10 protein-coding genes and 1 riboswitch are annotated in these 14,068 nt (G+C 30.5%); of the genes, 9 read left to right on the top strand and 1 reads right to left on the bottom strand.

Annotated elements, in window-relative coordinates; all coding sequences use genetic code 11:
* Positions 1 to 37 precede the first annotated feature (37 nt).
* Positions 38 to 155, top strand: a riboswitch (SAM riboswitch).
* Between the two features lie 137 nt (positions 156 to 292).
* Complete coding sequence (locus D2A34_RS21175) at positions 293 to 1,441, top strand: trans-sulfuration enzyme family protein (protein ID WP_119367857.1); 1,149 nt, start codon at positions 293 to 295, stop codon at positions 1,439 to 1,441.
* A 52-nt stretch (positions 1,442 to 1,493) separates the two neighbouring features.
* Positions 1,494 to 2,630, top strand: a complete 1,137-nt coding sequence (locus tag D2A34_RS21180) for a trans-sulfuration enzyme family protein (RefSeq protein WP_119367954.1) — start codon at positions 1,494 to 1,496, stop codon at positions 2,628 to 2,630.
* Between the two features lie 70 nt (positions 2,631 to 2,700).
* Here the strand turns inward: D2A34_RS21180 and D2A34_RS21185 are convergent, their stop codons facing one another.
* Positions 2,701 to 3,186, bottom strand: coding sequence for a MarR family transcriptional regulator (locus D2A34_RS21185; protein ID WP_119367858.1), 486 nt, complete (start codon positions 3,184 to 3,186; stop codon positions 2,701 to 2,703).
* 342 nt (positions 3,187 to 3,528) lie between these two features.
* Between D2A34_RS21185 and D2A34_RS21190 the strand changes: the two genes are divergently transcribed.
* The 7 genes from D2A34_RS21190 to D2A34_RS21215 all read left to right on the top strand — a co-directional run bounded on the left by D2A34_RS21190 (position 3,529) and on the right by D2A34_RS21215 (position 13,931).
* Entirely contained in the window at positions 3,529 to 4,806 is a 1,278-nt protein-coding gene (locus tag D2A34_RS21190) for a TolC family protein (RefSeq protein ID WP_119367859.1), read from the top strand.
* A 303-nt stretch (positions 4,807 to 5,109) separates the two neighbouring features.
* Complete coding sequence (locus tag D2A34_RS21195) at positions 5,110 to 6,519, top strand: PTS mannitol transporter subunit IIBC (RefSeq protein WP_079437710.1); 1,410 nt, start codon at positions 5,110 to 5,112, stop codon at positions 6,517 to 6,519.
* A gap of 479 nt (positions 6,520 to 6,998) precedes the next feature.
* Positions 6,999 to 9,620, top strand: coding sequence for a bifunctional acetaldehyde-CoA/alcohol dehydrogenase (gene adhE / locus D2A34_RS21200; protein ID WP_119367860.1), 2,622 nt, complete (start codon positions 6,999 to 7,001; stop codon positions 9,618 to 9,620).
* 212 nt (positions 9,621 to 9,832) lie between these two features.
* Positions 9,833 to 9,970, top strand: a complete 138-nt coding sequence (locus tag D2A34_RS26895; protein WP_169896714.1) for a hypothetical protein — start codon at positions 9,833 to 9,835, stop codon at positions 9,968 to 9,970.
* A gap of 319 nt (positions 9,971 to 10,289) precedes the next feature.
* Positions 10,290 to 12,341, top strand: a complete 2,052-nt coding sequence (locus D2A34_RS21205; protein WP_119367861.1) for a BglG family transcription antiterminator — start codon at positions 10,290 to 10,292, stop codon at positions 12,339 to 12,341.
* Positions 12,341 to 12,784, top strand: a complete 444-nt coding sequence (locus D2A34_RS21210) for a PTS mannitol transporter subunit IIA (protein ID WP_079437713.1) — start codon at positions 12,341 to 12,343, stop codon at positions 12,782 to 12,784. The genes D2A34_RS21205 and D2A34_RS21210 overlap by 1 nt, the downstream gene beginning before the upstream one ends.
* A 1-nt stretch (position 12,785) precedes the next feature.
* The gene (locus tag D2A34_RS21215; RefSeq protein WP_119367862.1) at positions 12,786 to 13,931 is read left to right on the top strand and encodes a mannitol-1-phosphate 5-dehydrogenase; all 1,146 of its coding nucleotides are present in this window, start codon (positions 12,786 to 12,788) and stop codon (positions 13,929 to 13,931) included.
* Positions 13,932 to 14,068: the final 137 nt, after the last annotated feature.

Raw genomic sequence — 14,068 nt, forward strand, 5'->3', positions numbered from 1 at the left:
ATAATTAGTATTAACAAAAAAATATCTGGATAAGTTAATCTTATTAAGAGTGGTGGAGGGACTGGCCCTTTGAAACCCGGCAACCTGAAAAAAATTTTATATAAGTTTTTTCGTTGGTGCTAAATCCTGCAAGAGAATATCTTGAAAAATGAGAGGAATTAAGTCTTATTAGAACTTATGTTATGGCTACAAAGTCACTTCTTATTTTTGAAGTGGCTTTTTTAATTACTATTATCTACGTTATTAGCAATAAAGAATGCATTAAGCAAAACAAATTAAAGGAGGCAAAACAATGACTTTAAAAAAATCTTTTGAAACAATTGCAGTCAGTGGGATATCAGGTGGAGATGAAGCTACAGGCGCTATAAGCTTTCCAATATATCAAGCTGCCACATTTAAACATCATGGGCTTAATAATAGTACTGGGTATGATTATGCAAGAGCTCAAAATCCTACTCGAGAAGAAGCTGAAAAAACATTAGCTGTTTTAGAAGGTGGCAAATCAGCAATAGGGTTTTCCTCAGGAGTTGCAGCAATTACGGCCTGTATACACTTGTTTAAATCTGGAGACCATATAATTTTGTCTGATGATTTATATGGAGGCACATATAGATTATTTGATGATATTTTTAGAGATTTTGGATTAGAAGCAACATTTATTGATACTACAGATACACAGAATATATTAAATTCTCTTAAAGAAAATACAAAGGCTATTCTTATAGAAACTCCTTCTAATCCAATGATGAAGGTAACGGACATAAGAGCGGTGGCAGAGATAACTAAAGAGAATGGTTTATTGTTAATTGTGGATAATACTTTCTTGACTCCTTACTATCAAAGGCCGTTAGAATTGGGAGCTGATTTAGTAGTTCACAGTGGAACGAAGTTCTTAGGAGGACATCACGATTTATTGGCAGGATTTATTGTAGCAAATGATGAAGAAATTCTACAAAAGCTTAGGAGAATTCATATGTCAACAGGTGCGACTTTATCGCCATTTGATTCATGGTTAATTTTAAGAGGGATAAAGACTTTACATATAAGACTAGAAAGGTCACAAGAAAATACAATAAAGATAGCAAAATTTTTAGAAAGTAACCCTAAGGTAGAAAAAGTTTATTATGTAGGATTAGAGAATTTCGAGGGTTACGAAGTAAACAAAGGACAATCAACTGGTTTTGGGGCAACATTATCATTTAGAGTAAAAGATAAAGAATTAATTCCGAATATTCTAGAAAGAGTTAAAATAATAAGATTTGCAGAAAGTTTGGGTGGAGTTGAAACACTAATAACATATCCAATAACTCAAACCCATTCAGAAATTCCAGAAGATATAAAGAAAAGATTAGGTGTAGATGAGTATTTACTTAGATTATCAGTTGGAATAGAAAATATAGATGATCTGATAAAAGATTTAGAAAATGCAATTGGAAAATAGATTATATAGCTTTAAAGTAAGAAACAATAAAAATAAGAATGGGGCGTTAAATATGAATTTTGGAACTAAATTAATACATGCAAGTGGAGACATAGATCCTACAACAGGATCGGTAAGCACTCCGATATATCAAACATCAACATTTCACCAATTTGACATAGAGAATTTCGGAAAATATGATTATGCAAGATCAGGAAATCCAACTAGAGATGTGGTAGAAAAATTGATAGCCGAGCTTGAAGGTGGTGAATGTGGATTTGCATTTGCATCAGGGATGGCAGCTATTTGTTCAGTATTGTCAATATTCTCATCAGGAGATCATGTTATAATCTGTGGAGATGTATATGGAGGGACGTATAGAGCTACTACAAAATTATTCTCGAGATTTAATATCGAATTTACTTTTGTAGATGCGTCAAATATTGAAGAGATAGAAAAAGCGTTTAAAGAAAATACTAAGGGACTTTATTTAGAAACACCTTCAAATCCATTGTTAAAAGTTACAGATTTAAGAGCAGCTAGTAAATTAGCTAAAGAAAATGGTGCGATAACTATAGTGGATAATACATTTATGTCACCATATCTACAAAGACCTATTGAGCTTGGTATAGATATCGTTGTACACAGCGCAACTAAATTTCTTGGAGGACACAGTGATGTTATAGCAGGTCTTGTTGTAACTAAAACAAAAGAATTAGGAGATAGAGTTTATCAAATACAAAATACTTTTGGTGCAGTACTTGGACCACAAGACTCATGGCTTTTAGTTAGAGGTATAAAAACATTAAAAGTTAGGTTAGATGCGCTTCAAAAAAGTGCTCAAAAATTAGCCGAATGGCTTGAGTCAAGAGAAGAAGTTGAGAAGGTGTACTATCTTGGACTACCTTCGATGGAAGGAAGAGAATTGCATCTAGAGCAAGCAGATGGAGCAGGGGCAGTATTATCTTTTAAATTTAAAACATTTGATAGAACAAAAGTATTCTTAAATAACGTAAAGAATGTAGCTGTAGCTGTTAGTTTAGGTAGTGTTGAAACTATAGTTTCATACCCAGCTAAGATGAGCCATGCATCAATACCAAAAGAAGAGAGAGAAGAGCTTGGAATAACAGATACATTAATAAGAGTATCTGTTGGGCTTGAGGATATTGACGATTTAATAGAGTCATTTAAGGAAGCAATGGAAAAATAAGAAATATAAAAGTAAAAATAAGGTCTGATTGAATATCAATTCAATCAGACCTTTAACTATGCGTTATATTCTATTTTAGTTTTCGTATTATGGTTATAAGGTTTGAGATGGATTCATCTAACGTGCTTATTTCGTCGTCTGAGAGTTCGGATATTTTATCAACAAATGAATTGCAAATTGCAACTCGAAAAGAATCCAATAAATCGAAAGTTTTTTTTGTTAACTCAACTCGAAGAATTCTTCGATCGTTAGAGTCGGAATATCTATTAACTAATCCGTGACTAATTAAGTTATCTATAATTGGAGTCATATTAGACTTTGATATATTTAAGTTTTCTGCAATTTGAGAAATAGGAGATGAATTGAATTCAGCAAGATAAAAGATAACCTTAATATGTGATGGTGGTATCGAAAAATCGGGAATACAACCTTCTATAACTTTTTCTGGAGATTGAAAATTTTTTGCAATATCATTTTCCTTAAGTACATACTTTTTAATAATCCATAAAAAGTTTACTAAAGAATCAGCTACTTTGAATAAGTTATCTTTATCCATATAAAAACAATCCTTCCTTACGTAATAGTATATTACTTAATTATAAACTATTAACAATCTGAAAACAATATAAAAGATTATTGACTTATAATAGTTATAAAAATATAATCATTATATAGTTTCAATTTATTAACACAATATCTAAAAATTTAATAGGAATTATAAGGTGGAATTAAGTTTTAGTTAAGAAAAAAATAATATATTCCAGTTATTATTAATTTTACAACTTAGTAAGTAAGGAGTATTATTAGATTTATTAGGACAAGTTAGAAATGGAACCTTTAATTCTTTAAAATAATGTATTTAATAGTAAGATAAAATTTAAATAAGAGGAGAATAAACATGAGAAAGAACGTAAATAAGATTGTTGCATTTGCGATTGGTATAAGTATTATAAGCGGAAGTATTGTTCCAGCTTTTGCATCAGACAATGTAGAAAGTACTAATAATACTACTGCAAATGTACAAATACAAGTAAACGGAAAAGTCCTTCTTACTTTAGATGATGCTATAAAAGCAGCAATAAGTAATAGTAATACTCTAGCATTAGATGAAAAGAAAATAAGCTATCAAGATAAGGTTAATGATATTAATGAAAAAATTGATGATGCCAAGGATGCTGATAGTGACCACAAGGACTACGATGAAGATATTAATGATAATACATTAAGCCAGTTGAAACAACAAAGAGACTTTGATGAAGATAAGCTTGTACAAAAAACTACTACTGCTTACAATAATATAGTTACAAGCCAAATGAAAATAGACAAGGCTTCAAAAATATTAGAGCTTAAAAAGAAGGATATTAGTAATGCTAAATTAAAGAAAGATTTAGGCATCATGACTTCAATAGATTTTGATAGTACGGAGTTACAAATTCAAAGTTTACAAAATCAACAAAATTTAAGCATAAATACACTTAGAGATGCTCAAGATAGTTTTAAGGTACTAACAGGCAAGGATGTAACAAAGTTCACTTTGGAGCAAGATATTAAGTATGAACAACTTAAAATAGATGGTTCAATAGATGAATATTTGGATAATGCAATAGATAAGTATCTAAAATATAGTAGTGAATTATTGAAGTTAAAAAAAGATTACTATGATGACAAAGATAATCAAGTGTCCGAAGAGGATGTAAAGAAAGCAGAAGATAAAACCAATGAAGCAATTACGAAGAAGCCTTCAAAACCTGCAAACACTGATGATTTAGGCGCATATATGAAATATGTTGATGATATGAATCAATACAATACTAATATAAGTGCATATACAACTACTCTATCATTGAGATTAGCTTATTTAAATAGTAAGTTAGGAGTGTACACTCAAGAAACTACGTTAGAAGAAACTAAAAAAACTTACAAGGAATCGCTTAAAACTATATATACCAATTTGCTTGCCACAGAAGACAATATAAATTATCTGAAGAGTAGCATACAGATAAATAATAGACAACTTAGTACATTAAAACTAAAATATGATTTAGGTCTGATGACAAAATCAGATTATGATACCCAAGTTGCAAATAGTCAAGATTTAGATATTCAATTGAGGACTGCAATAGATAGTTATAATACATTAAAAGAAAAAATACAAAGGCCGTGGTTGGCTTTTTAAAATCATATCGAGAGTATAATTAGGTGAACTGAAATAGTAACTTTTAATAATTTAATTAGAAGTTACTATTTTTTTTGCTGTTTTCTGTATTAGTTTAAGTAGGAAGTTTATTGGGGGTAAAGTACGCTTGGTTTAGTGTTTATGGCTTTTTAGACCTTGAATATTAGAAATTTTAAATTTGTCATTGAAAACGTGACTCAATTTTGAAGTTGTTTAAATTGAAAAGGTTTTACGCATAGTTTAAGATAGTAAATGAAAGAACTAATATTAAATTATATTAATTAAATAAATGGAGGTTTTATTATGGAAACTAACAAAACGTCTCTTAAGGGAAGCGTACAAAGATTAGGTAGTTTTTTAAGTGGTATGGTATTACCTAACATCGGTGCATTTATTGCTTGGGGTTTAATAACGGCATTATTTATTCCTACAGGATGGGTTCCAAATGAATACTTTGGTAAGCTAGTAGGTCCAATGATAACTTACTTATTACCAATACTTATTGGGTACACTGGTGGTAAACTAGTATATGGTCAAAGAGGTGCTGTAGTTGGTGCAATAGCAACAGCAGGAGTTGTAGTAGGTGCTTCTATTCCAATGTTCTTAGGTGCAATGATTATGGGACCATTTGGTGGATTCGTAATCAAAAAGGTAGATCAATTATTTGAAGGAAAAGTTCCAACAGGATTTGAAATGTTAGTAAATAACTTTTCAGCTGGTATATTTGGTGCGATTGTATCACTTATAGGTTATACGTGTATTGAACCAGTAGTTACTGCTTTTTCAAACACATTAGGTGCTTTAGCAACTATAGTTACTAACATGGGTCTTCTACCATTAATAGATATTTTCATTGAACCAGCTAAGGTACTATTCTTAAACAATGCAATTAATCATGGAATATTATCTCCACTTGGAATACAACAAGCACAAGAAGTGGGTAAATCAATATTCTTCTTACTTGAAGCAAATCCAGGTCCAGGGCTTGGTATACTTTTAGCTTATACTTTATACGGTAAGGGAAATGCAAAACAATCAGCTCCAGGAGCAATAATCATTCACTTCCTTGGAGGAATACACGAAATATACTTCCCATACATTTTAATGAAACCAGTATTAATAGTAGCAGCAATAGCTGGAGGAATCTGTGCAGATTTAGTTTTCGTATTAACTAATGCTGGACTTGCAGCACCAGCTTCACCAGGTAGTATATTTGCAGTAATGGCAATGACACCAAAAGGAGGATATTTCTCAGTTTTAGCAGGAGTTGCAGTAGGTGCGATTGTATCTTTCTTAGTGGGATCAGTAATTCTTAAGGCTTCAAAAGATGATGAGAATGAAGGAAATATTGATGAAGCTCAAGCTAAGATGAAAGGTATGAAAGCAGAAAGCAAAGGTTCAAAAGCTGCAGAAACAACAGTTAAAGTATCAAAATCTGATGTTAAATTAATAGTTTTCGCTTGTGATGCAGGTATGGGATCTTCTGCAATGGGAGAATCTATTCTTAAAAAGGCTTTAAAGGATGCTGGAATTAATGATGTTGCAGTTAAGCATTCATCAGTTGATAGTATTCCGCAAGATGCTGATGTAGTATTTACTCAAGAAAACTTAGTTGAAAGAGCAAAAAAATCAGCAAATACAGCCAATATAATCACAGTTAAGAACTTCTTAGATCGTTCTAAATATGATGAGTTTATAAGCACATTAAAATAATAAACTAAATTATGGTTACAATAAAGGACAACTGATTTCAGTGTCCTTTATTGTATACAAGTAAATATTAAATGAGAATTATATTAATTTTTTTTGAGATTGAAAGTTAAAAAAATATCAATCTAAGAATATTTAGAAATAATCTTCAATTTAATATGGTAATAAGCAGAATTATGAAAAAGTCAAATATTATATTCGATTGAGTATAAATTTAATTAAATTATATAATAATCATAATTCAAATAAATGTTTATCTTATTAGAAATATGGCGTACGAGTGTTAAAAAATTAACTATAAAATAGGAAAAAATGAAATAAAACCATGATAATGGCTTTTTAAGAGGGGAAAAAATAAACATTTTTTCTTTTTTTACCTCAAATATTGATTGATATTTAACAAACAATGTTTGAGATGTTTAGTTTTATTGAAAAGTATAAACCAGAAGATATATTAAATAATTTAAAAGGGGCGAATATTAATGAAAGTTACAAATGTTGATCAGTTAAAGAAAAAAATGGAGCAAATTAGAGCTGCTCAAGAGAAATATGCTACTTATACACAAGAGCAGGTAGACAAAATCTTCAGAGAAGCAGCAATGGCAGCGCTTGATGCAAGAATACCACTTGCTAAGATGGCTGTAGAAGAATCTCGTATGGGGATATTTGAAGATAAAGTTATTAAGAATCATTTAGCGTCTGAATATGTTTATAATAAATATAAAAATGAAAAAACTTGCGGCATTTTAGAAACAGATGATGCTTTTGGTATCACCAAAGTTGCAGAACCAATTGGTGTTGTTGCAGCGATCGTTCCAACAACTAATCCAACATCTACTGCTATATTTAAAGCATTAATATCTTTAAAAACAAGGAATGGTGTAATTTTCTCACCACACCCGAGAGCAAAAAAGTCAACAATAGAAGCAGCTAGAATAGTTCTTGATGCAGCAGTTAAAGCGGGTGCTCCAGAAGGAATAATAGGCTGGATAGATGAACCATCAATTGAACTTTCAGGAGTAGTTATGAAGGAAGCTGATATCATCCTTGCTACAGGGGGGCCAGCAATGGTTAAGGCTGCTTACTCATCAGGTAAACCAGCGCTAGGTGTTGGTGCAGGTAATACACCAGTTATCATTGATGAAACTGCTCATATTAAAATGGCTGTTAACTCAATTCTTCTTTCAAAGACTTTTGATAATGGTGTTATATGTGCATCAGAACAAGCTATTATTGTAATAGATAAAGTTTATGATGAAATTAAAAATGAGTTTATTGAAAGAGGAACTTATTTCTTAACTGGTGATGAAATAGATAAAGTAAGAAAAACAGTATTAATAAATGGTGCTATAAATGGAGATATAGTTGGTCAATCAGCTTTTAGAATAGCACAATTAGCTGGAATTGAAGTTCCAGAAGATACAAAAGTATTAATTGGAGAAGTAGAATTAATCGGACCTGAAGAACCATTATCTCACGAAAAATTATCTCCAGTGTTAGCTATGTACAAGGCAAAAACTTTTGATGATGCTTTAGATAAAGCTTGCAAGATTTTAGCATACGGCGGTATGGGTCATACTTCAGTTTTATATACTAACGAATTGACTTGCAAAGATAGAATTGAAGCCTTTGGTGCAGCAATGAAAACTTCAAGAACATTTGTCAATATGCCAGCTTCACATGGTGCAGCAGGTGATACATATAACTTTAGAATAGCACCATCATTTACTTTAGGCTGCGGTTCTTGGGGGGGAAACTCAATATCAGAAAATGTTGGAGTTAAGCATTTATTAAATATTAAGAGTGTAGCAAGAAGGAGAGAAAATATGCTTTGGTTCAAGGTTCCAGAAAAGATTTACTTTAAATATGGCTGTTTAGGAATGGCTCTTGAAGAACTAAAGGATATGGAAAAGAAAAAAGCATTTATTGTAACGGATAAGATTTTATATGATTTAGGAATTCTTGAAAATGTTACTAAGGTATTAGAAAAAATAGGTGTAGACTATAGAATATTCTATGATGTTCAGCCCGATCCAACTCTTGAAAGTGCAAGAAAAGGTGCTAAAGAAATGCTTAACTTTGAGCCTGATACAATAATAGCAGTTGGTGGAGGTTCACCAATGGATGCTGCTAAAATTATGTGGGTTCTTTATGAACAACCAGATGTAGCGTTCGAAGATTTAGCAATGATATTTATGGATATCAGAAAGAGAATCTACAATATGCCTAAGATTGGTAAAAAAGCTTCTTTTGTTGCTGTACCAACATCAGCAGGTACTGGTTCAGAAGTTACACCATTTGCAGTTATTACTGATGAAAAGACAGGAGTAAAATATCCATTAGCTGATTATCAATTAACTCCTAATATGGCTATCATTGATGCAGAATTAATGATGAATATGCCAAGAGGATTAACTGCATCATCAGGTATAGATGCTCTAGTTCATGCAATAGAAGCTTATGTATCAGTTCTTGCTTCAGATTATTCTAATGGTTTAGCATTAGAAGCAGCAAGATTGATATTTAAATATCTACCACTTGCATACACTGAAGGAACAATTAATGTAAAGGCAAGAGAAAAGATGGCTCATGCATCAACAATAGCTGGTATGGCATTTGCAAATGCATTCCTTGGAGTATGTCACTCAATGGCACATAAATTAGGTGCAGAACACCACGTACCACACGGAACTGCAAATGCAATATTAATTAATGAAGTAATTAAATTTAACTCAGTAGAAGATCCAAGAAAGCAAACTGCGTTCCCACAATATAAATATCCAAGTGCTAAATCTAGATATGCAAAGATGGCTGATTATCTACAATTAGGAGGAGAAACAGATGACGAAAATATAGAGGCATTAATTAAGGCAATAGATGAATTAAAGATGAAGTTAAATCTTCCAATGACAATTAAAGAAGCAGGAGTAACAGAAAAGAAATTCTATGCTACTTTAGATAAGATGTCCGAATTATCTTTTGATGATCTATGTACAGGAGCAAATCCAAGATATCCATTAGTAAGTGAAATAAAACAAATGTTTATTAATGTTTATGATAATAAAGAAGAGATTAAGGAAGAAGCTGCAGTAACAGAAAAGTAATTCTATGCAACTTTATATGAGATGTCAGAGCAGGCTTTTGATAATCAATGTACAGGGGCAAATTCAAGATATCCATTAATAAAGGAAATTAAACAAATGTTTATAAATGCTTTCGATAAGGCTGAATAGTAGCTAATCATTGATGGGAATAAGTGCCTTGGTGAAGTATTAATACTCATCAAGGCACTACACACATAAGAGGGATCATGGTAATGATGGATAGTCAAATAAGCAAAGAGGTAATGTACATAAGAGAAGAGATACTGCAGATTAAAGAAGAAATTTCAAAGTTAAATACATATACTTTAAATTTGTCACTGGAAACGTATCACAATTTTGAACTTGTTTAAATTGAAAACGAATTTTATATGGTTTAATATAGAAAGTGAAAGAAGTAATAATATTAGATAACCTGACAGTTTAGTGATAACGTTTATGTTATTATTTTGATATTAAAAGGATGAAATTAGTATTTTACTAAAGTTAAATGAATAATTTTATCTTGTGACTGAGTATGAGACCTTCTGTATTTGGAAAATCTATTTACAAAAGAACATAAAATGCTGAATTGGCGATATTTAAACACTCGTGTTAATATTCTATAGAATGTTTTATGTATTACAAAGTCATAAATACTCTAAAAAATAATAAATGAATCAGGTGAAGTATATGAGTAATTTAACGCCTAGGCAACAGTTTATATTAAGTACAATATTGAATGAAGGAACGTTTAATATAAAACGGATTCAAAAGGATCTTGATATTAGCGAAAGAACAATTTTAAGAGAAATCTCGTCTATAAATAAAAATTTAAAAAAAAATGGTGCAGTTATATTTAATGATGAGGATATGAATTTAAGTATTTCAGGAAATAAAGATAATATAGGGGAAATAAAAAAATCATTAGAAATGATTCCAATTCCATGGATATTTAGTAAGGAACAAAGACAGATAGTAATCATTTGTGAATTACTAGTTAGCAAGGAACCCTTAAAAGCATCATACTTTTGCCATAAATTTAATGTGGTAATGGGAAGCATAAGTCTCGATATAGATGCTATTGAAGAAAGGCTTCTTTCTAAGAACTTATGTGTAATTAGAAAACGAAGTTATGGAATAAGTATTCAAGGATCAGAGTGGAATAAAAGAAACACATTAGTAGAATTATTCTTTGATTTTAAAGTTTTTGAGGACTTAGTAGCATTTCTATATGATGAAAAAGTTGACCCTATAATTACAACTTTTTTTAATGTTATTTTTGGAAATGAAGTTGTTAAATTGGTAAAGGATGTATTGAGAAAAATAGATTTAGGTTATCTTAAGGGGAATGATGTTAAATATCTGAGTCTATTCATCCAAGTGCTTTTATCTATAAGAAAGACTGAAAATGAAGAAGTTATTTCTCTGCCAGATGAAATTAAAAACAATATCCTATCGCTACAGGAATATAAGGCAATTCAACATTTGGGTGAAGTGCTAGAAAAGAATAATATAAGTATACCTGAAGATGAATTAGTTTATTTGTGTCTATATTTGAGTGACTATAAGGTTTTATTTAATAACAATAATCTTATAGAATCAGATATCAATTATGAGAATATCTCTAAAGAAGTTACAGAAGAGATATCGAAGAAAATACATGTGGATATAGCAAAAGATGAACAGTTAATAAAGGACTTAGCTCAACATTTTAGGCAAACTTTTTACATGTTAAATTTAGGATTAAAAGTTATAAACCCATTAATTAATGAAATAAAGGAACATTATTCAGAGTTATATAAGATTATAAAAAATACCTGTAGATTAGTATTTTCAAGGTATAATTTTAAAATCCCTCCAGAAGAGGTTGGGTATATAACTATGCATATTGCCGTTTCGGTTCAAAAGCAGCAAGCAAGGTTAAAGAATATTAAAGTACTTGTTGTATGCCCAAGTGGTATAGGTACGGCAAGAATATTATGTAATAAAGTAAAGGCTCTTTTCAATGATATAGGTGTTATAGATGTTGTGTCTTTACACGATATTAATAATATAATCAATAAAAATGAATATGATTTGATCTTATCAACGGTTCCGGTTAATTTTAAAGAAAAGGAAAATGTGATTGTTGTATCTCATTTTATGACAGAAGCCGATATAGAGAATATCAGTAATTTTATTTTCAACTTTAAAGCAAAAAATAATAAAAAAGAATCAGAATTGTTCGAAGAAACAAGAGATAATGATGTCACAAATGATGAATATGAATTGGCTAACAATATGGTGAAGAATTTTCAATTAAAGAAATCAGATAGTAAGTCGTTTGTAGATTTAATTGATTTTATAGTTGAAGATCTTCGCGAAATTAATATTGCAAGAGACAAAGAAATAATAAGAGAACTTATTTTTAAACGAGAAGAAAATGGTAATGTAGTTATACCAGGCAGCCGTGTAGCGCTGATACATACTAGAAGTGATACAATTACTTCTCCGTTTGTAGGGGTATATAGAATAAATACACCTTTAGATATGAAGAGCATAGGCTTTTCGACAGAACAAGTAGATACATTTATAGTTATGTTTGCAAGAAATGCTGAAAGTAATTATATACTTAAGATTCTTGGAAAGATAAGTGTTTCATTAATAGAAAAGAAAGAATTTATTGAAACACTAAAACTAAGTAATGCAATAGATATTAGAGATTATTTAATTAATATCATTAATAACGAGGAGGAAGACTAATGGAAAAAGGAATTTTAGTAAAAGAAGGAATAGTATTAAATGTTGCGTCAGAATCTAAGGACAAAGCAATAGAAAGAGTTGGTAAGCTTCTAATAGATGGAGGTTACGTTAAAGATAATTATATAGAAGGAATGAAAGCAAGAGAAGAAGAAGTTACAACATACATGGGAAATGGAGTCGCGATTCCTCACGGTATGAATGAATATAAAAAGGAAATACTTGAAACAGGAATAGTAATAGCACAATATCCTAATGGAGTAGATTTTGGCGAAGGTAACACTGCATATATAGTAATAGGAATAGCTGGAAAAGGTGATGAGCATATGGAGATATTATCTCAAATAGCTTTAACTATTCAATATGAAGAAAACGTTGAAAAACTTAGAAATGCAAAAACTCCAGAAGAAATAATGGAAATTATATCTGAAGAAGGAGAAATGTAATATGAAGGCGATTCAATTTGGAGCAGGAAACATAGGAAGAGGATTCATAGGTGCGTTACTTTCAAAAGCTGGATATCATGTAGTTTTTGCAGATGTGAATAAAGAAGTAATCGATAAAATCAATGAAGATAAAAAATACACAATACATGTTATGGATGTAGAGTGTGAAGAAGTAGTTGTTGAAAATATAAGCGGAGTTATCTCAATAAATGATGAAGTTTTACAAGAAATAAAGGAATCTGATATTATAACTACTGCAGTAGGCCTAGTGGTATTGCCAAGAATAGCGCCTACAATTGCTAAAGGAATACAACTTAGAAAAGAAGCTGGAATTAAAACACCATTAAATATTATTGCATGTGAAAATGCAATAAAAGCAAGTTCGCAGTTAAAAGCTGAAGTTGAAAAATGTTTAAATGAAGAAGAAAAAGCTTACTTAGAAGAATTTGTTGGATTCCCAGATTGTTCAGTAGATAGAATAGTTCCGCCAGTAAAAAGTGAAAATATCTTAGATGTTGTAGTTGAAAAGTTCTATGAATGGAATGTTGAAGAAAAAGCATTTAAAGGAGAAATTCCAGCAATAGAAGGCATGAATTTAGCAGATAATTTAATGGCATATATAGAAAGAAAATTATTTACATTAAATACTGGGCATGCAATTACAGCATACATTGGTAATTTGAAAGGTTATAGTACAATAGATGAAAGTATAGCGGATGAAAAGATATATAATGTTGTTAAAAATGCTATGAAAGAAAGTGGAATGGGATTAGTAGAAAAACATAAACTTGATCAAGAAGCTCATTTTAAATATATTGATAAAATCATTGGAAGATTTAAAAATCCTTATTTGAAAGATGATGTATCAAGAGTTGGAAGAGAGCCACTTAGAAAATTAAGTGATAGCGATAGATTAATAAAACCATTAATGACTGCTAAAGGCTTTGACTTAGATGTAGATAATCTATTATTAGGAGTTGGTGCAGCTCTTCACTATAAGAATGAAGAGGATGCTCAATGTGTAAAACTACAAGAACTAATAAAAGAAAAGGGCATAAAAGGCGCTGTGGCAGAGGTAGCTAATATAAGCGATGATGAGTTATTGGAAAGAATAGAAAAAGCTTATGAAGATGTTTTAGCAATATAGGAAATAAATTTAAGGTGGATTTTTATCCACCTTAAAATATGTCGGATTAGTAAAAATAATTATTAAAATTCAATAAATTACATTAAATGTTTATGAATTTGTAATGTAACCAAAAAGTAATATTTAAATATATATAT

This window comes from Clostridium chromiireducens (genome assembly GCF_003575225.1).
In the GTDB taxonomy this organism is placed as follows: Bacteria; Bacillota; Clostridia; order Clostridiales; family Clostridiaceae; genus Clostridium; species Clostridium chromiireducens.